General features: G+C 61.4%; 24 protein-coding genes and 1 other RNA gene. 8 read left to right on the top strand and 17 right to left on the bottom strand.

The features are described from left to right. Window positions 1-33 precede the first annotated feature (33 nt). The gene (gene lipA, locus HMPREF3056_RS01370) at window positions 34-1098 is read left to right on the top strand and encodes a lipoyl synthase (protein WP_070510675.1); all 1065 of its coding nucleotides are present in this window, start codon (window positions 34-36) and stop codon (window positions 1096-1098) included. A 42-nt stretch (window positions 1099-1140) separates the two neighbouring features. Then, window positions 1141-1926, top strand: coding sequence for a DUF4191 domain-containing protein (locus tag HMPREF3056_RS01365; RefSeq protein ID WP_046647926.1), 786 nt, complete (start codon window positions 1141-1143; stop codon window positions 1924-1926). Window positions 1927-2191: 265 nt separating this feature from the next. On the opposite strand, the gene HMPREF3056_RS01360 is transcribed toward HMPREF3056_RS01365, so the two are convergent. Further along, on the bottom strand, window positions 2192-2626 hold the full coding sequence (locus tag HMPREF3056_RS01360; protein ID WP_046647925.1) for an RDD family protein: 435 nt from the start codon (window positions 2624-2626) through the stop codon (window positions 2192-2194). Between the two features lie 129 nt (window positions 2627-2755). On the opposite strand from HMPREF3056_RS01360, the gene glnA reads away from it, so the two are divergent. Then, window positions 2756-4189, top strand: a complete 1434-nt coding sequence (gene glnA / locus HMPREF3056_RS01355; RefSeq protein WP_070753970.1) for a type I glutamate--ammonia ligase — start codon at window positions 2756-2758, stop codon at window positions 4187-4189. A 210-nt stretch (window positions 4190-4399) separates the two neighbouring features. Beyond that, the gene (locus tag HMPREF3056_RS01350) at window positions 4400-5359 is read left to right on the top strand and encodes a TDT family transporter (RefSeq protein WP_198531103.1); all 960 of its coding nucleotides are present in this window, start codon (window positions 4400-4402) and stop codon (window positions 5357-5359) included. A 35-nt stretch (window positions 5360-5394) separates the two neighbouring features. Here the strand turns inward: HMPREF3056_RS01350 and HMPREF3056_RS01345 are convergent, their stop codons facing one another. The 6 genes from HMPREF3056_RS01345 to thrC all read right to left on the bottom strand — a co-directional run bounded on the left by HMPREF3056_RS01345 (window position 5395) and on the right by thrC (window position 9907). Beyond that, window positions 5395-5973 (bottom strand): META domain-containing protein, encoded by a 579-nt coding sequence (locus tag HMPREF3056_RS01345; protein ID WP_230308874.1) that lies wholly within the window; start codon window positions 5971-5973, stop codon window positions 5395-5397. 168 nt (window positions 5974-6141) lie between these two features. Further along, entirely contained in the window at window positions 6142-6753 is a 612-nt protein-coding gene (locus tag HMPREF3056_RS01340; protein WP_049154543.1) for an META domain-containing protein, read from the bottom strand. Window positions 6754-6911: 158 nt separating this feature from the next. Then, the gene (locus tag HMPREF3056_RS01335) at window positions 6912-7445 is read right to left on the bottom strand and encodes an NUDIX hydrolase (RefSeq protein ID WP_070753976.1); all 534 of its coding nucleotides are present in this window, start codon (window positions 7443-7445) and stop codon (window positions 6912-6914) included. A gap of 18 nt (window positions 7446-7463) precedes the next feature. Beyond that, entirely contained in the window at window positions 7464-8243 is a 780-nt protein-coding gene (locus HMPREF3056_RS01330) for a S1 family peptidase (RefSeq protein ID WP_246822453.1), read from the bottom strand. A gap of 61 nt (window positions 8244-8304) precedes the next feature. Next, window positions 8305-8457 (bottom strand): hypothetical protein, encoded by a 153-nt coding sequence (locus HMPREF3056_RS13430; protein ID WP_168162647.1) that lies wholly within the window; start codon window positions 8455-8457, stop codon window positions 8305-8307. A 4-nt stretch (window positions 8458-8461) separates the two neighbouring features. Beyond that, window positions 8462-9907, bottom strand: coding sequence for a threonine synthase (thrC, locus tag HMPREF3056_RS01325; protein ID WP_070753969.1), 1446 nt, complete (start codon window positions 9905-9907; stop codon window positions 8462-8464). Between the two features lie 38 nt (window positions 9908-9945). Here thrC and HMPREF3056_RS01320 point away from each other — a divergent pair, with 38 nt between their 5' ends. Then, window positions 9946-11247, top strand: a complete 1302-nt coding sequence (locus HMPREF3056_RS01320; protein ID WP_070753968.1) for an MFS transporter — start codon at window positions 9946-9948, stop codon at window positions 11245-11247. Window positions 11248-11546: 299 nt separating this feature from the next. Here the strand turns inward: HMPREF3056_RS01320 and HMPREF3056_RS01315 are convergent, their stop codons facing one another. From HMPREF3056_RS01315 to HMPREF3056_RS01300, 4 genes are all read right to left on the bottom strand, one after another. Beyond that, window positions 11547-11984, bottom strand: a complete 438-nt coding sequence (locus HMPREF3056_RS01315; RefSeq protein WP_070517377.1) for a hypothetical protein — start codon at window positions 11982-11984, stop codon at window positions 11547-11549. Window positions 11985-12013: 29 nt separating this feature from the next. Then, entirely contained in the window at window positions 12014-12331 is a 318-nt protein-coding gene (locus HMPREF3056_RS01310; RefSeq protein WP_049154535.1) for a hypothetical protein, read from the bottom strand. Window positions 12332-12471: 140 nt separating this feature from the next. After that, complete coding sequence (locus HMPREF3056_RS01305; protein WP_070753967.1) at window positions 12472-15531, bottom strand: bifunctional [glutamine synthetase] adenylyltransferase/[glutamine synthetase]-adenylyl-L-tyrosine phosphorylase; 3060 nt, start codon at window positions 15529-15531, stop codon at window positions 12472-12474. A 7-nt stretch (window positions 15532-15538) separates the two neighbouring features. Next, on the bottom strand, window positions 15539-16876 hold the full coding sequence (locus tag HMPREF3056_RS01300) for a glutamine synthetase family protein (RefSeq protein ID WP_046647739.1): 1338 nt from the start codon (window positions 16874-16876) through the stop codon (window positions 15539-15541). Between the two features lie 199 nt (window positions 16877-17075). On the opposite strand from HMPREF3056_RS01300, the gene HMPREF3056_RS01295 reads away from it, so the two are divergent. Both HMPREF3056_RS01295 and HMPREF3056_RS01290 read left to right on the top strand, forming a co-directional pair. After that, the gene (locus HMPREF3056_RS01295) at window positions 17076-18152 is read left to right on the top strand and encodes a DUF2786 domain-containing protein (RefSeq protein ID WP_070753966.1); all 1077 of its coding nucleotides are present in this window, start codon (window positions 17076-17078) and stop codon (window positions 18150-18152) included. A gap of 110 nt (window positions 18153-18262) precedes the next feature. Next, entirely contained in the window at window positions 18263-20002 is a 1740-nt protein-coding gene (locus HMPREF3056_RS01290; RefSeq protein ID WP_070753965.1) for a CYTH and CHAD domain-containing protein, read from the top strand. Window positions 20003-20149: 147 nt separating this feature from the next. Here the strand turns inward: HMPREF3056_RS01290 and HMPREF3056_RS01285 are convergent, their stop codons facing one another. Further along, entirely contained in the window at window positions 20150-20338 is a 189-nt protein-coding gene (locus tag HMPREF3056_RS01285; RefSeq protein ID WP_070753964.1) for a hypothetical protein, read from the bottom strand. A 146-nt stretch (window positions 20339-20484) separates the two neighbouring features. Here HMPREF3056_RS01285 and HMPREF3056_RS01280 point away from each other — a divergent pair, with 146 nt between their 5' ends. Further along, window positions 20485-21756, top strand: a complete 1272-nt coding sequence (locus HMPREF3056_RS01280; protein ID WP_070753963.1) for a galactokinase family protein — start codon at window positions 20485-20487, stop codon at window positions 21754-21756. Here the strand turns inward: HMPREF3056_RS01280 and HMPREF3056_RS01275 are convergent. From HMPREF3056_RS01275 to HMPREF3056_RS01255, 5 genes are all read right to left on the bottom strand, one after another. Further along, a complete protein-coding gene (locus HMPREF3056_RS01275; protein WP_070753962.1) occupies window positions 21753-23156 on the bottom strand; it encodes an RNB domain-containing ribonuclease in 1404 nt (467 codons plus the stop codon). The genes HMPREF3056_RS01280 and HMPREF3056_RS01275 overlap by 4 nt on opposite strands. A 36-nt stretch (window positions 23157-23192) precedes the next feature. Next, window positions 23193-23624: RNase P RNA component class A (rnpB, locus tag HMPREF3056_RS01270), an RNA gene on the bottom strand. 15 nt (window positions 23625-23639) lie between these two features. Then, window positions 23640-24821: a bifunctional RNase H/acid phosphatase gene (locus HMPREF3056_RS01265; protein ID WP_070753961.1), complete on the bottom strand. Its 1182-nt coding sequence runs from the start codon at window positions 24819-24821 to the stop codon at window positions 23640-23642. Beyond that, on the bottom strand, window positions 24818-25534 hold the full coding sequence (locus tag HMPREF3056_RS01260; protein ID WP_049156859.1) for a zinc ribbon domain-containing protein: 717 nt from the start codon (window positions 25532-25534) through the stop codon (window positions 24818-24820). The genes HMPREF3056_RS01265 and HMPREF3056_RS01260 overlap by 4 nt, the downstream gene beginning before the upstream one ends. Continuing rightward, complete coding sequence (locus tag HMPREF3056_RS01255) at window positions 25535-26383, bottom strand: Nif3-like dinuclear metal center hexameric protein (RefSeq protein ID WP_070545510.1); 849 nt, start codon at window positions 26381-26383, stop codon at window positions 25535-25537. Window positions 26384-26426 lie beyond the last annotated feature (43 nt).

Here is a 26426-nt window from a genome sequence, read left to right as displayed (position 1 = left end):
GGTTCCGTGACTGTTAAGCCTGAAGGACGCAAGATGCTCCGCATTGAGAAGAAGAATGCAGAGTCTCCCATCGAACAGAAGCCGCGCTGGATCCGCAACCAGGTTCGCACCGGCCCTGGGTATGAGGACATGAAATCTCGCGTGACTGGTGCTTCCCTGCACACCGTGTGCCAGGAGGCTGGCTGCCCCAATATTCACGAGTGCTGGGAATCGCGTGAGGCTACGTTCCTCATCGGCGGCGACAAGTGCACTCGCCGCTGTGATTTCTGCGATATCGCTACCGGCAAGCCAGCGGAGCTGGACCGCGACGAACCGCGCCGTGTGGCAGAGAATATCCAGGAAATGGATCTCAACTACACCACCATTACGGGTGTTACCCGCGATGATCTGCCGGATGAGGGTGCCTGGCTCTACGCTGAGGTCGTCCGCAAGATTCATGAACTCAACCCGAACACCGGCGTGGAGAACCTCACCCCGGACTTCTCCGGCAAGCCGGACCTGCTCCAGGAGGTTTTTGAGGCCCGCCCGGAGGTCTTCGCTCACAACCTAGAGACGGTGCCGCGCATCTTCAAGCGCATCCGCCCGGCCTTCCGCTATGAGCGTTCCCTCGACGTCATCCGCCAGGCCCACGACTTTGGCCTGATTACCAAGTCCAACCTCATCCTGGGCATGGGCGAAACCGCAGAGGAGATCGAGGAAGCACTGCGCGACCTGCGCTCGGCAGGCTGCGACATCATCACGATTACCCAGTACCTGCGCCCCGGCCCGCGCTTCCACCCGATCGAGCGCTGGGTGCGCCCGGAGGAGTTCGTGGAGCACTCCAAGCTGGCCAAGGAGCTCGGCTTTGGTGGCGTCATGTCTGGCCCGCTGGTCCGCTCCTCCTACCGCGCTGGCCGCCTCTACGTGCAGGCCATGGAGGCACGCGGCCTCGAGCTTCCGGAGAACCTGAAGCACCTGGCGGAGACTTCCCAGGGCGCTACAGCTCAGGAGGCTTCCACCCTTCTCGAGAAGTATGGCCCCTCCGAGGAAACTCCGGTGACCACGCGCATGGCCAAGACCCCTGCACAGGCCAACTCTGTTGCCGCTACCATCCGCTAACGCGTTTCTCTTTTTATTCCTCTTGCCCTTAAAGTAGGAGACATGGCTAAGGACGATAAGGCGTCGCTCAAGGACGCGAAGAAGCAAGAGCGCGCGGCAAAGCGTGCCAAGCGCAAGCAGAACTGGTCACAAATGTGGCAAGCGTTCAACATGCAGCGCAAGCAGGACAAGGCTCTCATCCCCATCATGCTGGCCGCATTCTTGGGCGTGGGCTTGCTCTTCTTCCTTATCGGCCTGCTCTTTAACGGCCAGTGGTTCATGCTCATCATCGGCCTGGGCCTTGGTGCGATGCTCGCCATGTTCCTGTTCACTCGCCGCCTTGAGCGCGACATGTACAAGAAGGTGGAGGACCAGCCAGGTGTCGCCGGCTGGGCTTTGGAGCAGCAGCTGCGCAACACCGTGGGCGTGGTGTGGAAGGTCAAGCCTGGCGTGGCTGCGACCCGCCAGCAGGATCTGGTTCACCGCGTGATCGGTAACTCCGGCGTCATTTTCGTCGTCGAAGGTGACCGCAAGCGCGTCGCCCCTACCCTCAACCGTTTGAAGAAGCGCGTTGACCGCCTGGCTGGCGGTGTGCCGGTGTACGAGGTCTTCGTGGGCAGCGGTGAGGACGAAGTGCCGGTGTCCAAGCTGCGCACCCACATCATGAAGCTGCCGCGCAACTACAACAAGAACGAAACCTACGAGAACATTCGCCGCATCGAGGCCATGGATGATCTGCCGGGCACTACTCCGGGCCTGCCCAAGGGCCCAATGCCCCGCCAGGCTCAAAACATGGCGGGCATGAACCGCCGCATGCGCCGCATGCAGGAGCGCAAGGGCGGTAAGTAAGCCACCTCGCTCCACACAAGAAGGGGCCCCTTCCGAGATAACCGGAAGGGACCCCTTCTTTACCTTGCGATTCTTCGTTGCTTTAGAACCATCCTAGCCTTCGTGACCAGGTTTCGTCAGATGGTTCTACTCAGATGGTTTACTTGACCCCAAGTAAACCATCTAGCGTTATGAAGAAGGTTTGTTTGCCCCCAAACAAACCTTTTCAGGGGAACCACGTGTGGGGCATCTGTGGTGGATACGACCGGCTGGCGCAGAACAAGTTTTAAGCCATGATGACGGCCGTGCCGGTGGCGCGGTCGTGGAGGCCGCGGCCGTCGGCATCCACCATCGCCGCGGGGAAAAGCACTGCAGTCAGCAGCGTGCGGACCGCGGCTCGCCACAAGCCAACGGAAGAGCCCGGCACATCAAGACGTGCGACTCCCATCCCCAGCAGCGCCATGCCCGGGGTGCGGGCGAAGAGCCAACCGCACACGATGCCCATGACTACCCACACCGCATAGCCCAAGAATGCCGGGCCACCGAGCGAATTCGTAAAGAGCTCGAGGAGATTGGCTATTAGCATTGCCAAGAGCCAGTCAATGAGAACGCCAAAAGTGCGCCGCATTACAGAAGCCAGGGAACCTGAGCCCTCCTTGGGCAAGCCCATTGTTTGCCCAGGCCACTGCCCGTTTTCAAAGCCATCATTGTTATCAGCCATGCCCACCAATCTAGCCGTCGGCTCTGCTAAGCAGAAAATTTGCCTCCACGTGCCCCAGACACCCCAGCGACAAAGCCAATACCTGTAAACTAGTCGGGAGTACTACACGTCAACCAACAGGAGACCACCGTGTCCTTTGAGACAATCCAGGACGTCATCGCATTCATCAAGGAAGAGGACGTCAAGTTCGTTGACATCCGGTTTACGGACGTCCCCGGCACTGAGCACCACTTCTCTATTCCGGCCGAGGAATTTACTGAAGACGCAGCTGCCGAAGGCCTCGCCTTTGATGGTTCTTCCATCCGCGGATTTACCACCATCGATGAGTCCGATATGACGCTGCTGCCGGATCCGAAGACCGCCTTCGTGGATCCTTTCCGCACCGCGAAGACCCTGAACATCAAGTTCTTCGTCCACGACCCGTTTACGTTGGAGCCCTTTAGCCGCGACCCGCGCAACATCGCTCGCAAGGCTGAGGAATACCTCGCCTCCACCGGCATCGCGGACACCTGTAACTTCGGCGCCGAGGCTGAGTTCTATATTTTCGACTCCGTGCGCTACAGCACCGACGTTAACCACGGTTTCTACGAGGTTGATACCGATGAAGGCTGGTGGAACCGCGGTTCCGAGACCAACTTCGATGGCACCCCGAACACCGGTTTTAAGACTCGCGTGAAGGGCGGCTACTTCCCTACGGCGCCCGTCGACAAGCACGGCGAAGTTCGCGACGCCATGGTGGAGCAGCTGCAGAAGGCAGGCTTTGTCATCGAGCGTTTCCACCACGAGGTGGGCAGCGGCCAGAACGAGATTAACTACCGCTTCAACTCCCTACTGCACGCGGCGGATGATATTCAGACCTTCAAGTACATCATCAAGAACACCGCGGAGCAGTTCGGCAAGACCGTGACCTTCATGCCCAAGCCGCTGGCGGGCGATAACGGCTCCGGCATGCACGCCCACATGTCCCTGTGGCAGGATGGCAAGCCGCTCTTCCACGATGAGGCCGGCTACGCGGGACTGTCTGACATTGCCCGCTACTACATCGGTGGCATCCTGGCCCACGCACCGGCGATTCTGGCGTTCACGAACGCAACCCTGAACTCCTACCACCGCCTGGTTCCGGGCTTCGAGGCACCGATTAACCTGGTGTACTCGCAGCGCAACCGCTCGGCCGCTATTCGTATCCCGATTACCGGCTCCAACCCGAAGGCCAAGCGCATCGAGTTCCGTGCGCCGGACCCGTCCGGCAACCCCTACTTCGGTTTCGCCGCCATGATGATGGCAGGCCTCGACGGCATCAAGAACCGCATTGAGCCGCACGCCCCGGTGGATAAGGACCTCTACGAGCTGCCGCCGGCAGAGGCTGCCTCGATTCCGCAGGCACCGACCTCCCTGGAGGCCTCCATCGCTGCGCTTGAGGAAGACAACGACTTCCTTACTGAAGGCGATGTCTTCTCCGAAGACCTCATCGAGACCTACATCAACTACAAGCGCGAGAACGAGATTGCGCCGGTGCGCCTGCGTCCGACTCCGCAGGAATTTGAGATGTACTACGACTGCTAGAGGTAAGCTGTCCTAGCTGCACTGCTTTGACAGGTATGACAGGCTTCGACGTTTCGCTTGATTCGTCGGAGCCTGTCGTCGTGTCACCGCCTAATACAACAGCCCCACTGTGTTCTCCCCTACTGGCGCGCCCACAATGGCGCAATCTCACGTGCTGATCAACCACAGTACAAGGGACATGTGCGCAGTAAATGGTTACTATTCCCCTCTGTGACTGATAGATTCCGCCAACTACCACCGCCCGGCCCCGCGTGGGGCGGCAGCCTCATGGGAACATCCATCGTCTCCCGGCTGCTCGTTGAGGAAGGCATGCTCACTGGCTCTGCCATCTTCGCAGCGCTATCCTGCGTCATCCTTCTCGTACTGACGGTGGGTTTCGCGGTGTATCGGCAGCCCAGCTTCGCGCGGACCTCGATGGCCGAGTGGTCTATGTATTTCATCGGCATCCTGGCGCTCGGCGCAGCGCTGTCCGGGTTGACGGATATCGGAACCTTCCGCCTAGTCGGCTTCTGGATCGGTGGCCCCGTCACCGTCATCACGTGGGCTATTCAGCTCACCCGTTTCGACGGTCAGCCGCGCTTTACCTGGGGCCTGCCGCTGGTCGGCCCCATGATCTCCTCCTCCGTAGCCGGCTTCCTCGCCCTCGACTACGGGCGCGCCTACCACGTCATGGGCACGGTTCTTTTTGTCATGTCGATCTCCACCGCGGTCCCCATCTTCATCCGCGTGTACTGGGCGGCTTGGCACGGCAAGGTCAATCTCACCGGCGCCAACTCCGCGACGGCCTGGGTGCCGCTGGGCGTGGTGGGCCAATCCACTACCGCCATGCAGATCCTCTACCCCGGTAGTTTCTCTGTCTACTACGGGCTCACCGCCATGGTGATTGCCATCCCACTCGCGCTTTATGCCATGGTCACCTTCTACCCCAACGTGGCTCGCTGGGTGGATTACTCGCCCGCGTGGTGGGCCTGCACATTCCCACCGGGAACGGTCAGCATGGGTGGTCACCAGGTAGCGCTGGTGAATGGCTCGGAGCTTCTCGACGTCATCGCGCTCAGCATCCCGGTTCTGCTTGTCGCACACTGGTCTGCCTGCTCCTGCCGCTTCATTGGCTGGCTCGTCGAGGGCCGGCGCGCACGCACAAGCGGGGCCAGCCCAATCTCGGACTAGCCCCGCCACGTGAAATGCTGGACGCTTAGGAAGCCTTAGTTCTCGGCCTTCTCAAACTGGATGACCTGGCCCTGGCTACCCAGTGCGTAGTTGTTTCCCTCTAGGGGGAAGACAACGGGCTTGGCCGAGAGGATAGCCTTGAGCGCATCGGCGTCGGCCATGGCATCCGGGGAGCATGCGCGCAACGTAGAGTTCAGGTTCTCCACCACAATGGCATCGGTCTGATCCAGCTTGTAGCTAGCGCCACCGGAGTTGCAGCCATCGTTGTAGGCGAGGGTTCCATCGGAATTGAAGGTCACGGAAATCTCTGGGTTCTTCTTTGCGGTGAAGGTACCGTTGAGAACCTTCTGGGCCTCATCGGCCGGCAGCTTGTCTTGCAGACCGTCGACGTCCTCGTACTTCTCAATCAGCCCGGAGCCTTCCGGTGCTTCAGAGTCCTCCGGGGTGCCCGGACCGCCAAAGAGGCGGGAGCTCAGCTCCTGGATCTGGCTGGACTGCGGGGAGTCGACGGAGGACAGCTCTTGCGCACCGGCAGTACCGGCGCCCAGGACGCCGCCTGCGAGGGCGACGAACGCAGTTGCTGTGGTTACTTTCTTCAGTGTGCGTGAAATCATGGCCCCGAAGCTATCGGCCGCGGCCTCCAACATCAACCCATTTCATGCGTTTCCGATGATATTTTGAGGCAACTCTACAACTCCCCCATCCCCTTACAGGCCGCAGACTAAAACACAGAAAGTGGCCAACCTCCTGCTGGGGGTTGACCACTGATAAGGAAAGGTCACTTACTTCTCTTCAGGGGTATCGACCTTGACGAACTGAATTGCCTGCCCATCTTTGACCAGTGCGATGGTGGTGTCATCGATGGAATAGACCTGTGGCTTCTTCGGAACGATGACGTTGAAATCGTGAACATCGACCATCACGTCCGGCTCGCAAGCCTTCATAGTGGTTATGACGTCTTTGATCTCTAGGGCGCCGGTGTCCTCCGCGATAGAGTATGTACCGTTACCGAGGTTACAACCATCAGAAACTCCTACGGTTCCATCCGGTTGGAAGGAAAGCCCGATCTTATCGTTCTTCTTCGCAACGAAGCTGCCGTTGAGAACCTCCTTGGCTTGTTCTGCCGACAGTGGCTCCGTGAGGCCCTCCACGTCCTCTACCTTTTCAATCAGGCCAGAACCTTCCGGCGCTTCTGGGTTTTCGGGGTTTTCCGGAGCAGGCTTCGAGCTACCAAACAGTGTGGAGCTCAGCTGTGCCAGCTCACCGGAGCTGGAGCCGAAGGAGATTCCAGAAGAAGGCTCTGCTGCGGAGGCAACCCCGGTTCCGAGTGCCGTGCCAGCGAATGCGGCGAAGGTTGTGGCGATGGTTACTTTCTTGAATCTGAGTGACAACATGGCCCTGAAGCTATGCGGGATAGTTTCAGATAGCAATGTTTTTTATGCATTTCCAATGATATTGACACGTTCTCCCAATGTCGCCGGAGGCCAGTTTTCCCCGCTTGCCACAGCCATGCCGGCAGCAGAAAAGGCATGGTTGAACCACTAAAACCAGATTAAGAGGTGCGCTTGACATATCCCATCCGCGGGCGGAAGCCCTGCGGGTGCTTCATCTGCGCCACGGCATCCCCGATGATCATGCGGTGGCGGGCGCTGACAGACGTCGGCATCTGCGCCACCGAAAACCACTGCGCGGCTAGGTTCTCTTCGTCGGAGATAACCGGCTCCGCATCGTCCGGCACGGAGACCCGGATGGAGGTATCCATGTAAAGACACTTATCCCCATTGGGGCAGACTACTGGGCCCACCTGGCCCACGCCGAGAAGTGCTTCGATGCGTCCATCGAGGCCCACTTCCTCCTTGACCTCGCGCAGCGCGGTCGTCGTAATCTCCTCCCCCGGCTCACAGATACCGGAGATGGGAGCCCACGTGCCATTATCGGCACGCTGGGCAAGCAGCACTGAAGGCAGCTCCCATATCGCAGAACCGGTAGGAACCGCCCGCACAATAACCGCGGTCACGCTGGGCAAAAAGAGCTGGTCGTGACCAATTTTCTCACGCAGGGACACAATAAAATCAGGAGTGGGCATGGGCACCATCTTAGCGCCTTAGACCTGCGCCAGAATCTCCGGCAGAAGTTCCTCGATCTTGGAGGCAGGTGTAAACGACATCTGTGCTTCCGAACCATCCGCGCACCCCTCACTGCTGGCTGCCGCATCAGTGGTGCCCGACAGCACCCCCACAATCACGTCCTCATAAGGGCTGCCCGGCGCACCATATACCGGAGCCCCGGAATCGCCGTGCGTGGAGCACACCTGGGCGCGCGCCGCGACGGTCTCCACCGTGCGGTCATTAAACTGGAGTTTGCCCTGCCCCTCACGGTGCGTCAGCGGGCCGCAGGTCTCACCGGTGATGCGGCCCAGCTTGCAGACGCTGTCAGGCAACATGTGTTCATCCGCCGCGACGACGGTAGTGGGCATGTCCCGCGGGACATAAAACTCAGCCTCCCTGGTGATTTCCACCAAAGCGAAATCCAGCTGGTGCGTTTCCGGCGCGCTGAGATCGGAGTAGATAATGGTGCCGACGGGCTCTGCCGGGTAGACAAATTCACCGTCGGCAGCGCCTGCCCACACGGTATCCCCCGGCTCACCGCAATGGGAAGCGGTGACGGCGATGGTGCGGGCGTCGTCAAGTACGAAGCTCCACGCCACCGTGCACAGGTTGAAGTCAAAGGCTTCGCCGGGCACGGGCTGCGTGGTCGAAATATCCAACGCCGCGCCCAGTGGCACCGGGGAGGCATCCGGCGAATGCACCTGCGGCTCAGCTGGCGCCACGGTGGAGTAGACAGCTGAGCTGGAGGCTGCCTTCTGTACGGGTCCGGCTCCCATCGGCACGGTGCACCCGGCCAGCGCCAACCCCGCTGTGCTCAGTATCCCAAGGAGGCGCCGGCTAGTCTTCCGTCGCGGATGCAGCCTCACCCGAGTCCGCCTTATTCTCCTTATTTTCTTTCTCCATCTCAGCGACCTGCTTCATGTCGCGGATGAACTTCTCCGGATCAAACTCGGTGAAGTACTCCGGGCCCGAGAATTGTTCCTGTCCCATTGTCTTAAACCTCCGTGTTGCTGATGTACTGCGTGATGTAGTCCTTCACCGCCGCTGCATCATTGGGCAGATCCGTGACGTAGCGCTCGGCCTCCAGGATGCCGGCGAAACGCTCCGGCACCTCCGGCTCGCTGCCGATGGCCTCTTTGATGGTCTCCGCAAACTTCACCGGCAGGGCGGTCTCTAGGCAGATGATGGGGGTGTCGACCCCATATTCTTCCTGTACCGCGCGGGCGACCTTGATGCCGTCCGCGGTGTGCGGATCCACCAGCACGTCGTAGCGCTCGTGGACATCCTTAATGGTGGCGAGGCGATCCGCGTGGGTGGAGGAACCGGACAGGAAACCGTACTCGGCGTGGGCGGCGTCAAGTGCCTGCTTATCGACGTTAAAGCCGCCTTCCTTCACCTTCGTCCCGAACAGCTCCTTGATCTGTGCGGCATCGCGGCCCAGCAGATCGAAGGCGAAGCGCTCGAAGTTGGAGGCGCGGGAAATATCCATCGACGGCGAGGAGGTCTTGTGGGTTTGCTCCGAGGAGCGCGGGCGGTAGTTGCTGGTGCGGAAGAACTCATCGAGCACGTCGTTTTCATTGGTTGCCACAATGAGGCGGTCGATGGGCAGCCCCATCTGGCGAGCGATGTGGCCGGCGCAGATATCGCCGAAGTTGCCGGTCGGCACGCTGAAGGAGACCTTTTCGGTGTTTTCCGTAGTGACCTTGAGGTAGCAGTTGATGTAGTACACCACCTGCGCCATGAGGCGGGCCCAGTTAATGGAGTTCACCGCACCGATGCGGTTCTCGGCCTTAAAGTTGGCGTCGGCCGATACCGCCTTAACCACGTCCTGGCAATCATCAAAGACGCCATCGAGGGCGATATTGCAGATATTCGGGTCATCCAGCCCGAACATCTGGGCCTGCTGGAATGGCGTCATGCGCCCAGCCGGGGTCAGCATGAAGACGCGGATGCCCTTGCGCCCGCGCATGGCGTACTCCGCCGAGGAACCGGTGTCACCCGAGGTTGCACCCAGAATGTTGAGGGTTTCGCCGCGGCGGGCCAACTCGTATTCGAAGAGCTCGCCCAACATCTGCATGGCCATGTCCTTGAAGGCGGCCGTTGGCCCCTCAGAGAGGTGGCCAATGTAGAGGCCCTCCCCCAGTTCGCTAACGGGGACGATTTCCTCGTGGTCAAACTTGGGGTAGGTGTAGGCGCGCTGGGCAATTCCTTCGAGGTCTTCTGCGGGAATATCATCCACAAAAAGCTTGAGCACTTCCGCGGCCAAGGCCGCGTAGCCACCCTCCGCCAGCGTCTGGCGCCAGTTAGTCAGGGTGGCGTCATCGATGCGGGGGTAAGTTTCCGGCAGGTAGAGGCCGCCATCAGGGGCCAGACCTCCGAGGAGGATATCCGTAAAGGAGGCGGGCTGGCGGTCGGTATCGCGGGTCGAAATGTACTTCACCCCCTGCATCTTAGTTGGTGACGCGTAAAGTATCAGCCATGTCGGTTCCTCATCCTCGCAATGTAATTACCACTAAGGCTCTCTCCGTGTGGGTAGCTGCGGTGTTGGTCTACATCGTGGCAATTACCGGCCGCACATCTTTTGGCGTCGCGGGGCTTGAGGCCATTGATCGCTTCGAGGTCGATGCCTCGCGCATTGCTGTTTTCACCTCTGTACAACTGGGCATTTATTCACTGGCGCAGATCCCGACGGGCATGCTCATCGATAAGTTCGGCCCACGGCGCTTGCTCGTCATTGGCTCCATCATTATGGGTCTCGGCCAGGTACTTCTCGGTTTCACGAGTAATTATTGGGTAGCCATCGCCGCCCGCCTGCTCATCGGCGCGGGTGATGCCACCGCCTTCCTGTCGGTGATGCGCATCCTTCCCTACTGGTTCCCGCTGCACCGCACCCCCATGTTCACGCAGGTCACCTCCTCCCTGGGACAGCTGGGTCAGTTTATCTCTGCCCTACCTTTTGCCATGCTTCTGGGCTGGGGCGGATGGACCTTGGCCTTCGTTACCTTGGGCGCGGTGGGCATTCTCATCGCTGTCGCCGCCGCGGTGGCAGTTGCTGATTCCCCGGAAACGCTCGGAATCGTAAAGAAGCCGAAGGAAAAGCCGAACGCGCAGCCAGAAAGCATGGGCGCGCTGCTCTCCCAGGTTTTCCGTTCGCCCGTGGCCTGGCAGGCATTCTTCATTCACTGGGTCGGTCTTGCCGCCACCAACGTGTTTGTCATGCTGTGGGGCATGCCCATGATGACGGCGGGCATGGGATTTTCCAAGACCAGCGCCGGTTGGGCCCTGACGTGGTTTACCGTGTGCATGGTTCTGGTGGGCCCTGTACACGGCAGGCTATCTTCTAGGACGCGAGGTTTCCGCCCCTGGCTCGCCTTAGGATTTGTGGCTGTGCATTGCACGGTGTGGGTCCTGTTCTTCCTCTTCGGCGGCAGCTACCTCTCACTGATCATCCTCATCAGCGTGGTGTCCTTGTGCACACCGGTGGCAAATTATGGATTCGACATTGTCCGCGAAAACCTCGACCGTAAGGTGGTCGCCACAGCAACGGGCCTGGGCAACATGGGCGGCTTCCTGGCCACAGTCATCGGCGCCCAGCTGGTCGGCGTAGTACTGGACCACTTGGGCAATGGGCCGGATTATCCGTTCTCTGATTTCCAGCTTGCCGCTTGGGCAGTCTTCGGTGTGTGGTGCATCGGCATAGCAGGTGTCCTCATCACGCACGTCCTGCGCAGCCGGGGCGAGGAGGACGGCCCGCACGCCAAAATCATCCAGGTGAGTTAGTACAAGGCTGGGCTACTGGAGGGACAGGGCACTCAACGACGCCCCAAGGGGCACCCCGTTGGCCACTTCGAAGACGCCTAGCCCACCGCCGATGGGAACGAGAATGGCAATACTCACTCCCACTACGGTCCTGAGAAGTTCGCGTAGTTTTCGTCGTTTCTCCACCTCAACGCACCAACCTTTATCGTTTCGTTATCTGTGCGTGTGAGCTTAAGAGCCATGGCTGCAAGGCAAATCCTCATTGACTGCGCATCTCCTGCCAGTCCCTGTGACTTCAGTGCCAGCGTTGCCAGCTGGGACTATTCAGCCGGGGTCGACTCCACGAAGATCGGTCCCTCCACCGGGGCGACGATGCCAGCGTCGAAGGCAGAAAGCGCCCCCTTGGCCTCTTCCTTGGTGATGGCGCCCGCCTCAACGGCCTTGTCCAGATCGGCTTCGAGGACCTGGCGGGACCTGTACCTATCCGATGCCACTGAAAGCAGGCCACGCGGGACCGATTCCGACGGGATCCCCAGCGCCTCCGCCAGGGCCACGATGCGGTCATTTTCGGTGGGGTCGAGGTGGGCATTCACCGACTGATCCTGCGGCACGCCACCATTGACGACCTGCTCCACCGTCAGTGCTCCCTCCGGTACGTGATTCCTCTCCGTGACCCACCAGCCTGCGCCGACGACGGTGATGACGGCCGCCACCACGAGGACCCATACGGCGATGATCTGCTTGGACTTCACGGGCATAATTCTAGGCTTCCCTATAGCTCATCGGATTAATCCACGCTCGGCCCAAACGTCCCAAAGGAAGTCCCGTGCGGAGGGTGCGGTGGATCAAGGCGCTCAGAGAGGGCATCGATGATGGAACGGATGGTGGACTCCGCTGCGGAGCGGTCAAGGTTGGTGCGACGTGGCGTATCAGGTTTCGAAACGTCGGGGCGGACGCGAGGCTTGGCGACGTCCACGTGCATCACCGTCCCCTCCACGCTCAGCGCGGCTGCGGGATCACACCCAGCAGCGCGGGCCGCGGCAAGGAAGGCTTCGAGGTCCGCGAGGGTGGCATCGTTCAGGTCGAGGGATAGGTTGAGGCTCATAGTGTGCTCCTTTGAAGGCTGGGAAGGTAACTGCTGCCCAGGCTATCGGCTTAGCACCGGTATGAACAGGGCACGGCACCAAGATCAGGGATAGATCCGGGTAGGCTCAGGGTCCGGCTAAGGGGGTAGGACAGCAGCTCTTAGTCGTGCTCGAAGGATTCCGCCTCCCCCCAGAACACCTCATCGACCACCTTGCGGGCGTGGCGGGTGATCTTGAGGTAATGGTCGAGAAAATCCTGGTTATGTTCGGGATCCCACCCTGCAGCGCCAGCCACCTGTGCCAGCTGCGGCCCCGGTGCCGGCAGCTGGTCCACGCGCTTGCCGCGAACCAATACCAAAGCGTTTCGGGCATCGGTGGCCAAGAGCCAAGCCTCCCGCAGCTCCTGTACTTGGTGCACGGGTATGACTTCATTGTCTTCGAGGGCATCGAGGACGCGCAGCGTAGACGGCTCATGCAGCGCCGGTACCTCGTGGGCATGCATCATTTGGAGCAGTTGGACTGTCCATTCGATATCCGTCAACCCTCCGCGCCCCAGCTTGGTGTGGGTATTGCGGTCCGCGCCGCGCGGCAGGCGCTCATTGTCAACGCGTGCCTTCATGCGACGAATGTCACGAATGGTCTTCTCGCTCACGCCCTTCGGCGGATAACGGAAAGCATCCACCATGGTGAGGAAACGCTGGCCAACGTCCTCATCACCCGCCACAAAGGCAGCGCGGAGCAGCGCTTGCATCTCCCACGGCTCGCCCCACTGTGAGTAGTAGCGCTCATAGGACTCAATGGAGCGCGCGACCGCTCCCGAGCGCCCCTCTGGCCGCAAACCTAGGTCAACGTCCAAGGGCGGATCGCCGGACGGTTTTGCCAGGCGGCGGCGCAGCTTCTCAATGATGCCGATGGCCCAGGGCAGCGCCTCCTCTTCGGGGTTGCCTGCAACTGGCTCCGCTACCACGATGACATCGGCATCCGAACCGAAACCCAGCTCCATGCCACCGAGCCGCCCCATGCCGATCACGGCGATGCGAGCCGGTGGTTCGTCATTGTCGTTCTCCAGCCGCCACGCCCTGACCTCGGCGCGGAGCGCTGCCTCCAACACCGCATTCCAGATGGTGGACAGCTCGTAACAGACTTGCTGAACCGGCAAGAATCCCAGAAGATCCGCTGCGGCAATTCGTGCCAACTCCGCGCGGCGAAGAGACCGCGCGACCGAGACGGCCTTGTCCGGATCCGCATGACGCTTGGTGGAATTGACCAAAGCAGAGGACACTTGCTCGGGTTTGGTTTCCAGAAGCTTGGGCCCCGCCGCGCCGTCGGAGAGCTGCTTGACGACGTCTGGCGCCCGAATGATGAGCTCCGCCGTAAACGGCGAGGTGCCCAGAATTTTCATGAGGCGCTGGCCGACGACGCCTTCGTCGCGAAGCATGCGCAGGAACCAGGTTCGGTCGTAGGCTGCTTCCGAAAGCTTGCGGTAGTTCAACAAGCCCATGTCTGGATCCGCGGTGTTCGAGAGCCACTCCATCAACGTGGGCAGCAAGATGGCCTGGATGCGGGCCTTGCGCGACTGGCCCGCGGCCAAAGAAGTGAGATGCTCGAAGGCTCTGTCCGGATGGCGATAGCCCAGCGCTGCCAACTGCAGGAGGGCTGCCTCGCGCGACAGCTTGAGCTCATCCGCCGACATCGATGCCACGGAATTGAGCAGCGGGCGGTAGAACAAGCGCGAGTGGAGCTCAGAGATAAGCAGGCGAATCTTCCGAAGATGGATGTTCATCCGATCCGCCGCCGACTGGTGGCCCTGCGGGTGGAAACCCGAGTTGATGGCCAGCCACTCGAGCGCCGTGTTGTCATCCTTCGCCGGCAACGTATGTGTTCGGCGGAAGCGCTCCAATTGGAGGCGGTGCTCCAGCAGACGCAGAAACTCGTAGGCCTCAATGAGCTGGGTGCCATCCTCGCGCCCTACGTACCCGGCGCGCACGAGTGCGGCGAGCGCATCGACCGTCGCGAGCGTGCGCAACGATTCATCCGAGCGACCGTGCACCAACTGCAGCAATTGGACTGCGAACTCTACATCGCGCAGACCGCCCTCCCCCAGTTTGAGTTCTCGAAGGCGCATCTCTTCCGGGACGTTCTCGAGCACGCGGCGGCGCATAGCCTGTACGTCTTCCACAAAGGACTCCCGTTGCGAGGCAGTCCACACCATGGGCCCGATCTGGCTCACATAATCCTTGCCTAGGGGTAGGTAGCCGGTCTGCGGTCGCGCCTTCAGTTGTGCCTGGAACTCCCAGGTCTCCGCCCACCGCTTGTAGTAGGCCACGTGCGAATCCAGAGTTCGGACGAGAGCGCCGGATTTTCCTTCCGGACGCAGGTTGGCGTCGACCTCGAAGAAGCAGGCCGAGCCGATTCGATTGAACTCCGATGCTAAGCGCGTAACCTTTGGCGTCGCCTCCGAGCCCACGAAGATAACGTCCACATCGGAGATATAGTTCAACTCCCCCGCGCCACACTTGCCCATCGCGACAACTGCCAGCTGCGCATCGAGGGGCTCATCACCATAGACCACACGGACCGCACCCGCGAGTGCGGCAGTCAAGGCGGCATCTGCGAGAGCCGTCGTCAGCCTGGTGACCTCTCGGAAACCTACTCGCGGCTGTGGGCGCGACTGGCCCTTGCGGGAGTGGAAGGTACCGGCGAGGTCATGGGCCGCGATGCGCATCATCAGCGTCCGGTATGCCACCTTGAGAGATGCTTTGTGGTCACCAGGGGATGCGCGGTAGGTGCCGGGCGATGTCAGCTCGGGGTTCGCCGTGTCTGGGCGGTCTGGTTGCTCTGCGTACGTCGCCGGTTCCGCCCCTACCTCGTCCAATAGTGTGTTCAGCATTTCCGTTGGGGTAGGCAACGGGCGTTGCAGTTCTTGCCAGGTCTCCGGGTGGGCGGCGAGGTGATCACCGAACGCCGAGGATCCGCCCAATAGGGCGAGCAGCCGAACTCGAAGGGTTTCGTCTTCACGCATCGCCGGCCCAATCTCGGGCGCTCCCTCGAAGATCCTCATCAACGTGTTGAGGGCCATGTCGGGATCACCGGTTCCGGCCAGTGTCCACAGCAGCTCCAGGGATTCTGGATTATCCCACTCGAGACGGGAAAGATCCTCCGCAGCAGTTGGCCGGGTAAGGCCGAGAGTCGCCGGGGACGGTACTGACACAGGACGCATGCTTCTCCTAGAAGTTCAGGTTGTTGCGCAATTCGAATGCGGTGATCTGTTGCTGGTACTCATGCCACTCGTCCCACTTTGCGCGCAGGAAGTATTCAAAGACGTGCTCGCCAAGGACCTCTGCCATGAATTCGGAGCGTTCAAACTCTCGGAGTGCTTGGTCCAAGCTGCTGGGCAGGTCCTTGTACCCCATCGCCCGGCGCTCACGGCGGGTCAACTGATGGACATTGTCCTCGGCCGGATCACCGAGCTCGTAGCCTTCCCTGATACCGCGCAATCCGGCGGCCAGGAGAACCGCATATCCCAGGTAGGGGTTCATCGCTGAGTCTAGAGAGCGGATCTCCACCCGCCGCGACATTTCCTTGGACAGGCGGTAGGTCGGTACTCGGACGAGGGCCGAGCGGTTGGACACGCCCCAGGTCACCGACCCCGGGGCTTCGCTGCCAAACATCAGGCGCTTGTAAGAGTTGGTCCACTGGTTGGTGATCGCCGTCATTTCCACTGCATGCTCAAGAATGCCGGCGATGAACTGCCGTCCCGTACTGGAGAGGGAAATCTCATCGTCGGGGTCGTGGAAGGCGTTGGAATCGCCTTCAAACAGGCTGAGGTGGGTGTGCATTCCCGATCCCGAGCGGTCTTCGAAAGGCTTGGGCATGAATGTGGCATGCACGCCTTGCTGGGAAGCCACCTCCTTGATGAGGTAGCGGAACGTCATGATGTGGTCTGCCATGGACAGCACATCAGCATGACGCAAGTCGATCTCCTGCTGCCCGGGTGAGGTTTCATGGTGGCTGAATTCCGTAGCGATGCCCATGGATTCCAGTGCATACATCGACCGGCGGCGAAAACTCGGGGCGTTATCGTGGGTGGCTTGGTCGAAGTAACCGCCGTTGTCGGTGGCAATGAGGTTGTTGATATCACGCGCATCCTCAAGGAGATAAAACTCGATCTCCGGTGAGGCCTTACACGTGAACCCTTCATTGGCCGCCTCTGTGACCTGCCGGCGCAGGATGTGGCGTGGATCCACCAGGGAAGGGTGCCCATCGGGCTGGGTAATGTCGCAGAACATGCGCGCTGACAACAGCTCTGGCTCTTCCTTATCGAAGGGCATGATCTGGAACGTTGAGGGATCCGGCATGGCGATAGTATCGGCCTCTGAGATACGGGAGAATCCCTCCACCGAGGAGCCATCGAAGCCAACACCTTCCTCGAAGGCAGATTCCAATTCGGAGGGGCTCATCACCACAGATTTCAACGCCCCCAGGATGTCAGTGAACCAGAGGCGAATGAAGCGGATATCGCGTTCTTCAACTGTACGAAGGACGAATTCGTGTTGGCTGTTCATGTTTTAAACCCTACCGCCGCGCACCGAAGCCGCGGCTGGGCGTTTGCTCTTTTGCCCCCGCAGCGTCACCTATCGACCCAGTTGGCAAGAGTAACTCGGGGGCAAATTTTTTCGACCTTCCAAACCCTTGTCGCTGTCACATGCTTGAATGGCCCCATATCCAAACTGATGTACGAACAAAGATAGGAATGTGATTTCCATGAACACCAACCACGCAACACTGAGCGAGCGAGGACTCGACCTCATTATCCAGGCGGCCCAGCGAGGATGGTCTCCTAAGGATCTTCTTCACGTCGTGGGCGACTTTTGCCACCCACTCATTTATCGTGCCGCCGGCCAGGTGCCCGCACAGATTAGTTCCACTGCGTTGCGCAAAGAGTGGTTGAGCCTCACTCCGCCTGCTTCGATGACCATGTCCACCGATGAACTGACGCGACTCATCGAAGCAACCATGTTGCTTCCCTTACTTCGTGACGTTGACGTGCTCGTGCCTGAGAGAAATAGCTCCCAGTCAGCGCATGGCAGCAAGGAGGATAAAATCCGCACCAAAATCTCCCACCTTCTGCGGAAGGCCGAATCCACTCCCTACGAGGAAGAAGCCAGTGCGCTCATTGCCAAGGCACAAAGCCTGCGGCAACGACACCGGATCGATGGTGCTCTCGACGCTTCGCCCAGCTCCGTAGTTTCCACGCGCCTTCATATCAGCGCCCCCTATATCAAGCACAAGACCACACTTCTTAGCGTCATCGCGGATCGCAATGGATGCACTGTGCTGCAACTTCACCCCAAAGGGATCATCACAGTCTTCGGCGCTAAAGAGGACGTCCACCATGTCACCGACCTCTTCGCTTCACTTCTTCGGCAGTGTGAGTGGCACATGCACCACGGAGAACACGCGAAAAGCGCACGCCAGATCGGCAATGTTGCAGCTTTCCGCCGAAGCTTCATTTTGTCTTATGCCACCCGAATCGGTCAGCTCTTAGATGAGGCAAACACCACGCTGGGGCCACAAAGTACAGACGCGACGGCTTCCACAACACGCAATCCGGGGGTTGGGCATGATGCAGTAGTCCTTGCCCAACAATCTTTATCAACGGTGGAAGATCGCCGGCGTAGCGCAGAAGCGGTAGTAGATCAGCTCTTTCCCAACGCCCGCACCATATCTTTAGCTATGGGGAGCCGAGCAGGTGTGTCCGCCGGGGCATCCGCTGCGGAAAGGTCTCATTTAAGTGGTGATTCCTCAGGGCTGGCAGGACGTGCCCAACTCACTCGTTAGGGCGAGCTCAAAGGCTGGCACAAGTGCTCTAATGACTAGGTAAACTAGTTGGAAGTGTAGAGGTTTTGTGCCTCCTCTTTAAATTTTCGCTCCCCGACGAAGGTGTGTACATGTCTCCGAAGACGTTCCTTGAAATCGAAGCCAAGTTCGCCGTGGATGAAGCCACGCCGGCGCCCGATCTCACCAACCTCGACGAGGTTGCCCGAGTAGCAGAAACCCGCCACCAATCGTTGTCGGCAATCTATTACGACACGGAGGACCTTCGCCTTACCCACGCCAAGATCACGCTGCGCCGCCGCACCGGTGGAAATGATGACGGTTGGCACATCAAGATCCCCGGTGCCGAAGGCCGCACCGAAATTCGTGCCGAACTCGGCGAACCAATTGATGGCAAGTACGAGGTTCCGGCCGAGCTTCTCCACCAGGTTCGCTCAGTGATCCGCAATCATCCGCTGGAGCCCATTGCGCAGGTCGACAACAACCGCACCGAATTGCTCCTTGTCAACGCCGATGACCAGCCGGTCGCTGAGTTCTGTGATGACCATGTCACCGCCTTCTCCTTTCTTCCGGGTGGCTCCCAGAGCACCTGGCGTGAGTGGGAAGTCGAGCTCGCTGGGGAGCTCCCTGGATCCAAGGAAGGCAGCGCTCTACTGCGGCACGCCACTTCCCTACTCATTAGCTCTGGGGCTCGGGTTTCTTCCTCGCCGTCCAAGTTGAAGTCGGCATTGGGTGAATCCGTCAACAATGTCGAGCTTCCCCCGTCACTTGCCACGTCCAACGTGGAGCCGGGCTCGCCCGCGGCAGCGGTTGTGGACGCATTGAAAGCCAACCGCGACAAGCTCGTCGAATATGATCCACGGGTTCGCCGCGATGAGTGGGATTCGGTTCACCAGATGCGCGTTGCTACCCGTGAACTGCGCAGCCACTTGCAGACCTTCCACGGCATTGTGGTGGGCCCCGAAATCGAGCGCATTGAGTCAGATCTGAAGGAACTTGCGGCCATGTTGGGCGTCGCCCGTGACGCCGAGGTCGTGGAGGAACGTTGGCAGAACCTCCTCGCGTCCGAGGATTCCGACGTCCTCGATGAAGCCACCCGCGAACACATTGCACACGACATGGGCCGCGCATACCGCCGAGCACACCGTCGAGTCATCGCGGCGCTCGATTCCGATCAATACTTGGCTCTGCTCGATGCATTGGATGCCTTCCTCTCCGACCCGCCGGTTGCTGGTGAAGACACGCCCGCTGACGCCGACAGCACCTCTGCCAGCGGCGAGGCGGAAGACTCTGCGGTCGACGATTCGGCGTCTGCTGCCCCCACTGAAGAAAAAGAGGAAGAACAAGAGTCAGCAAAGGTCTACGAGCCGAAGCACGCCAAGCCAGATGAGGACGAAGAGCCCCACGATCTTGATACGGTGATGGCCCTGCACCTCAAGCAGGCTTATGACAAGCTGGTCAAGCGCCACAAGAAGGCAGTCTCCAACTGGGATAATACCGAGCTGACGCTACATGAACGTGAAGAGTACTTCCACGATATGCGCAAGGCAGCAAAGAAACTGCGCTATGCGGCGGAGGCAGCTGGTTCCGCAACCTCGTTGAAGACGAAGAGCCTCTACAAGGCCTGCAAGCAGATGCAGTCAGTCTTGGGAGACTTCCAGGATTCGGTGACCTCTCGCGACAAGCTGCTCGAACTGGCAGAGACCGCACGACGCCGAGGCGAGGACACCTTTGGCTATGGTCTGCTCTACCAGCGTGAGCGCGCCATCGGTTTGGAAGCGCTCAACGCCTACTCGGAGAGCTTCAAGGCCATCAAGTCTGCGTTCAAGCCGCTGCGCAAGAAGCTGCGCTAATTCCTCCCCGCTGGGCGCGCTGCAACGCCCGGCAGGTGGAACAAACATTTCAACGGCCCACTCCGTCGCAATTCTCGCGAGGGGGTGGGCCGTTGGCTTTGAGTTACCGCCGCTCAATGGGGCGTCCTGCAGGAGCCGTGCAGGGCTTTAGTAATCGTCCTCAGCGGCGTCCTCGGCATCAGCCGCAGCAGTGCGGGCTTGCGCGATTTCGATGGCGCGCTCGGCTTCCTCGCGGGATTCATAGGGGCCCATGCGGTTCTCCCAACCTGACACCTTGCCCTGGGTCACCTCACCGGTGGACGGGTCGTAGAACCACTTGTTATCAGCCTCGGCCATTGTTTTCTCCATTCTTTTAGGCGCTCGATCAGTGCACCCCACACTACAGACCGCCCATCGACTACGCCCGTTAGAATAGATAGGTCACCTACCTCCTGCCCCGTTTACGGGCAGGATCTCGCCACCAGCAAAGGAGAACCTTCCCGATGCCCCTGTGGACTGCCCCTTCGACCCCGGCCGTCGACCGCGTTCGCGCCGCGCACAGCGACAACATCGGCGCAGAGCCGGCGCATGTCGCCAGCGCCCCAGCCACCTGGGCACTCATCGGCGAGCACATTGACCACTACGGCGGCATCACCATCATGGGCCTGGCTGATCTCCGCGCAGCGGTAGCTGTAAGCCCTCGCAGCGATGGCATCGTCAACGTTCGCCTCGAGCACACCAACGGCGAGACCCTTGAGGACCAGATTTCGCTAGAGAAAGTCTCCTCCCTCGCCGCGGAACAGCAGCCCGGCGTCGATTCCGAAGGCCAGCCCATCGAGCCCCCAGCGCCCGAGGGCGCCATCGCAGCGCGCCTCGGCGGCATCATCTACACCATGATCAACCGCCAGCTCCTCACCCGCGAGACCGCCGGCGCCGACATCACCGTAGTCAACGACATCCCAGATTCGGCCGGGCTCGGAGCCGCCGCAGCCATTGATATCGCGACCGCTTTGGCCTTGCTCGGCGGCGCGGACGATCTGCACGACGCTCCTCTTCGCGCCCGGATCGCAGAGGTATGCTCCCAAGCTGTCGGCACCTTCGCCCGCTTCCCTGCGCTGCGCGCCCGCCACTCCGCCGCACTGCGTGGCGCGGGTGACTCCATTACCATCATCGACTACGCCGACGGTTCCGTCACCCAGGCACCGCACGTGGTCAACAAGGACATTGCTGCTTTTGCCCTCGCCGTCCCCGGTGACTTCGATTCCGCTGAGGCTGTTGCCGAAATCCGCGCCCGCGAGCGTTTCATTGACGCCGCCTGCCGCGCCTTCGGCACTGCATCGCTGCGCCTCCTGCCGGATGCGCCCCAGCGTGTCCTCGAGTGGCTCGCCGCCGTCCACAAGGTGCACGGCCCCGAAAACCAGCCCACCATCGACCAAGCCACAGCATGGCTCACTTTCTACTCGGAAGAAACCGAGCGAGCCGAGAGAATTGCCCGCGCCTTGCGCTCACGCCGCGGCACCGAGCTCTTCCCGCTGCTGACCCAATCGCAGTCGGCCTTGGCCACGGTCTATGGCTTCAACTCTGCGGAAAAACTCGCACAACTGGCCACCGCTCGTGGCGCCGTCGCCGCGCGCTCCGCCCACGCCGGGACTTCGACCGCGGTTATTGCTTATGTCCCAAGTACCAAGGCCCCGAATTTCGCGGCCGACCTCGCCGAGGACGGCCTGCTTGTCGTCCCCCTATCGGCCGGAGCCCCCGCCATTACCGAGGATTAATCCGCCGGCCACGCAAAGAGCACATCGCGCTCGGCAACATCGGCCTTAACCAGCGAGACGGTAGTCTCGCTGCCGGTGGGCGGTTGCCCCACGGCCACTCCAATCACCGGCGGATCCAGCACGACGAGACGCGCTTTCTCGCGCTTTTCTCCGCCGTCGACAACCACGGCTTCAAAATTGGTGCCGACCCACGGTGCCAAGACCGTAGCCTCTGTCAGGTTGAGACACGCCTTATCCACTTGGGAGGCGAGCTGCGAGGTCGAGCACATCGTGGAAATGACATCCCCGGCGCGCTCGCGTACCCACTCCGGCACCTCATAGCCACCGCTCAGCGCCAAGCACACCTCCGTGGCAAATCGGTCGATGAGGCGGCGCAGCGGGGCAGTCACGTGCGCATAGTATCCGCCGATTCCCGCATGCACGTCCGCCTCACCGTCCTCCAGCCACACGTAGTCCGCCCCGCGCAAAAGGCGCTGGGCCTCGCGCATCACCGCCATGCCACGCGGTGAATCCGCGTCCACGGAATGGAGGAATTCCGAAATGCTGCTCTCCCCCAACTCAAAGCCCAGAGCCTCAGCCTCGGTGCGAAACGTTGCCTCAGCTTCCGGCGTGGCTGCAGAGAGCGTGCGCAGGAACCCCACTCCGTGTTCTTCCATGAGGCGCCCGGCACACATGCCGGTAAGCAGCGAGATTTCGGAGTTATAGTCCATCACCTCATAGCGCGGCTCCATCACCAGCTCGTAGTGCCCCTTCTCCGCATCTTTCGTCTCGGATACGCGCTGCGAGGGAAGGCGCAGGTTGATCGCCTCGCGGCGCAGCGAGGAAGCCTGGCGCAGCTTGCCCACCTCCGGCAGCAGGGCGATAGAAGAATGCAAAGTGCCATTCTCCAGGTCCGCATGGGCCTGGTCGTAGTCCAGCCGGGCGCGGCTGCGCACGAGTGCGCGCTCCACCGAGAAGTCCTCCACCTCACCCGCAGTGTCGAGGTCGAAGGTCCAGAGGACGGCGGGGCGGTCGACGTCGGCAAGCAGCGAGGCCCTATCCTCTGAGAGCTCCGCCGGGTGTAACCGCGCCGGCTCATCGGGTAGGTAGATGGTCTGGCCGCGCTTCAGGGATTCGGTCTCCAGCTCGGAGCCCGGTTCGATGAAAGCGGCGACATCGGCAATGGCGTACAGCACGCGGTAGCCGCCATCGCGGGCTTCGATGAAGACGGCCTGGTCCAAGTCCATGGAGCCGGCCGGATCAATAGTCACCAGCGGGATGTCGCGGGCATCGCGGCGCTGCTCGGCGTAACGATCCTGCGCGGACGCGGCCTGCGCGGTGACTTCTCCTGGGAAGTCGGTGGGAACGGAGAATTCCTCGGCGATGGGGCGAAAGTCCAGGGGCGCGGCATACAGCTTCATGCCGTCCCATTGTTCCAAAAAATAAAGATATGGGCGCGAATGAGCCAACCTATAAGCCGGATTCTGTGCCGCGCACCAAGGCGCGGTGGTAAACATCCATCCAGGCCAACCGTTGCCAGTTGGCTCAAGCAGCTACCTTCAGGCTTCGACGAGCAGCCTACTAACGCCTGATCGGGCCCGCTTCCAGCGGGCCGTGATGCCTTGCTCCCAGTGGGGTTTACCCAGCCACCGCCATCGCTGACGGTGCTGGTGCGCTCTTACCGCACCCTTTCACCCTTACCGCTTGCCTATCGCCACACCGAAGAGAAGCGAAAGGCGCGGCGGTCTACTTTCTGTTGCACTTTCCCGCGGGTCACCCCGGGTTGCTGTTAGCAACCACCGTGCTCTGTGGAGTCCGGACTTTCCTCGGCCCGCGCCTAGCCCCAGGAAGGGGCCGGTTCGACGGAACGCGTTTACCCGGTCGGCTCATTCGCGCCTGTTAGTTTATCGCAGCGCGCCCAGATGCCCCACATCGTTAAATCGGTGCAGGGTGCTACCGCCATCGAAGAACTCAACTTCGCTCAGCGAAGCCAGCTCCAGGAACAGGTGGTTGGGTGTCTGCGGTCCAGAGTCGAGCGCTTGGCGCACGAAGGACTTGATGGGGTTGACGTGGGAGACTACGAGCACGGTTTGCCCCGCATAGCGCTGCTGCAGCTCGCGGCGCGCGGCGCTGACACGACGGTGCACGGCGCGCAGGGACTCCCCACCCGGGCAGGATACGGACGTATCCTTCAGCCAACGCGCGTGGAGCTCGGGGTCGGCGGCGTCGGCCTCGGCAAAGGTCTTGCCTTCCCAGCGCCCGAAGTCCACTTCGATGAGGTCCTCGACGGTCTCCACCCGCAGGTCCCGGCCCTCCACCACGGCCGCGGCCGTTTGCTGGCAGCGGCGCAGGGGCGAGCACACTACGGCATCGATGTGGGTATCCGCTAGGGCTTGGGCGGCGGCGAGCGCCTGCTTCTTGCCCAGCTCGGTGAGCTCGGGGTTTGCGCGCCCGGAGTATTGCTTGGCGGCGGACATCGCTGTCTGCCCGTGGCGCAGCAGGATGAAGCGTGTGGCCGGGCCACACTCAGGGCGCCAGTCGGCCGCGGTCGATGACGCCGCGCTTGACGACGCCTCCCCCGCCTCCCCGCCAGGTTCTACACCGCCCGCCGCATCGACCGCAGCGCCGGCTTCAGCGGCGTCGCCGGCCCCCATATCGAGGATGCCCACGGGCTCGCCCTTCGCGGCGGCGTCCATAGCGACGTTGGAGAGCTCATCGGCCACCGAGTTCTTGGCGCGCGGGACCCACTCGAGGCTGAAGCGCGGAATCTGGTTGAGTAGGCGGCGCGCCTCGATGGCGAGCTTCTGCATGTCCGGATGCTTGATCTTCCAGCGCCCGTTCATCTGCTCCACCACGAGCTTGGAGTCCATGTAAAACTCCACCTCGTCCGCGCCCAGTTCCACCGCGGCCTCGAGGCCGCGCAGCAGGCCGTGGTATTCGGCCACGTTATTAGTGGACTTCTGCCCCACCACGTAGGCGATTTCCCTAAGCAGCTGCGAGCGGTCCTCGTTGTAGACCGCCGTTCCAGAACCGGCTATCCCGGGGTTGCCGCGGGAGCCGCCGTCAGCGAAGATGACGAGCTTCATGAGGCCGGGCGTACCAGGTAGGAGCCGCAGTCACTGCACTGCGGGACCTCGTCGGCCGCCGCGTTGCGCACCGCGTTCTGCTCGGCCGGCGGCAGCACGATGAAGCAGCCGCCGCAACCGCGCCCGGTGAAGGCCGCCGCACCCACACCGTTTTCTTCGCGCACGGTCTCGTACTCCGCCACGATGTCCGCGGGCAGCTGCTCGCGCAGCTCGCCGATGCGCACCTGCGGATCCGGTCGGTTCGCCGCGGCCTCCTGGGCGGCTTCGGCCGCGCGCTTGAGCACTTCGAGCTTGCGCTCGGAATCGGAGACCTTCGCGCCGTGGACATCCAGGTTGGCACGCAGGGCGTGAATTTCGTTGTGGGCTTCTTGCAGCTCGCTCATGAGATCCGCGATGCGGGACTTAGCCGCATAGAGATCGTGTTCCAAGTCCTTGCGGGTCTCCGGGTCGGTCGCGGCACCGAGCTGGGCCTTATCGTCGCGCTCGCGCTGGCGCAGCTTGCGCTCGTCGGCCTGGATGCGCAGGATCTCCATCTCCATATCGTCGACGGCGAGCTGGGCGGAGCCGGAGGCGTCGAGAAGCCGGGCGTGTGCGGCCTGTGCCTTCTCGTATTCCTCTTGCTCCGGGATGGTGGGGGTTCCACCGTGCGCCTGGGAGCGCTCGAGGGTCGCCAGCTCCAGCAAGATGCTCTGCAGATCCTGTGACAGTTTCATTTAGTTCTCCTTATGCGCAGAAATCGTCCATGGGTCGGTGCGGACATCGATGATCTCGGTGTTCACGCGCAATGCGTTCTCCACAATATCGCGCGCCTGGGTGGTCCAGGGAAACTCGCTGGCCCAGTGAGCGGTGTCCACCACGGCTGGGCCTTCAGGTTGGGCCAGGTGCGCAGCGCGCAGATGTTCATCTACCGGGTGGTGGCGCAGATCGGAGGTGACGTAGACGTCCACGCCGAGCGCTGCTGCTTGGTCCAGGAAGGAGTCACCCGAGCCACTGGAGACGGCCACGCGCTTCACCACGCGCTCCGGATCACCGGCCGCACGCACTCCCCACTCGGTTTCTGGGAGGGCATCGGCCACGCGCTGGGTGAATTCGCGCAGCGTCATTGGTTGCTCAAGCTCACCCACGCGCCCCAGGCCCAGCGCCTCGTCGAGGTTCTCATAGGGCTCGACAGGGACGATGGGGCGGCCGGGCGTGATGCCGACGAGTTCGGCCAGCTTGTCGTTGACACCCGGGCGCGCTTTATCCGCGTTGGTGTGCGCGGCCAGGAGGGCCACACCGTTGCGGATAAGAGTGTGAATGACCTTGCCCTTCGGGGTATCCGCCGCCACCGAGGTCACCCCGCGAAGCAGCAGCGGGTGATGCACCACAAGCATCTGCGCGCCGAGCTCCACGGCCTTATCTGCCACCTCCTGGGTGCAGTCCAACGCGAAGGCCACGGTGCGCACCTCGTCCGCGGGGTCACCGCACACCAGGCCGACTGCATCCCACGACTCAGCGAGCTGCGGCGGGTAGGCCCCGTGGATAACGCGGCGAATCTCGCCGACGGTCGTGTGTTCTGCCATCTTGTTTGCTCCTTATACGGCTTCAGGTTTCACGTCAGTCGCG

Origin of the sequence: Corynebacterium sp. HMSC056F09 (assembly GCF_001815785.1) — a bacterium.
Taxonomy (GTDB): domain Bacteria; phylum Actinomycetota; class Actinomycetes; order Mycobacteriales; family Mycobacteriaceae; genus Corynebacterium; species Corynebacterium hiratae.
The sequence above is the reverse complement of the archived record's forward strand: the minus strand, read 5'-3'. Positions and strand labels throughout refer to the sequence as shown.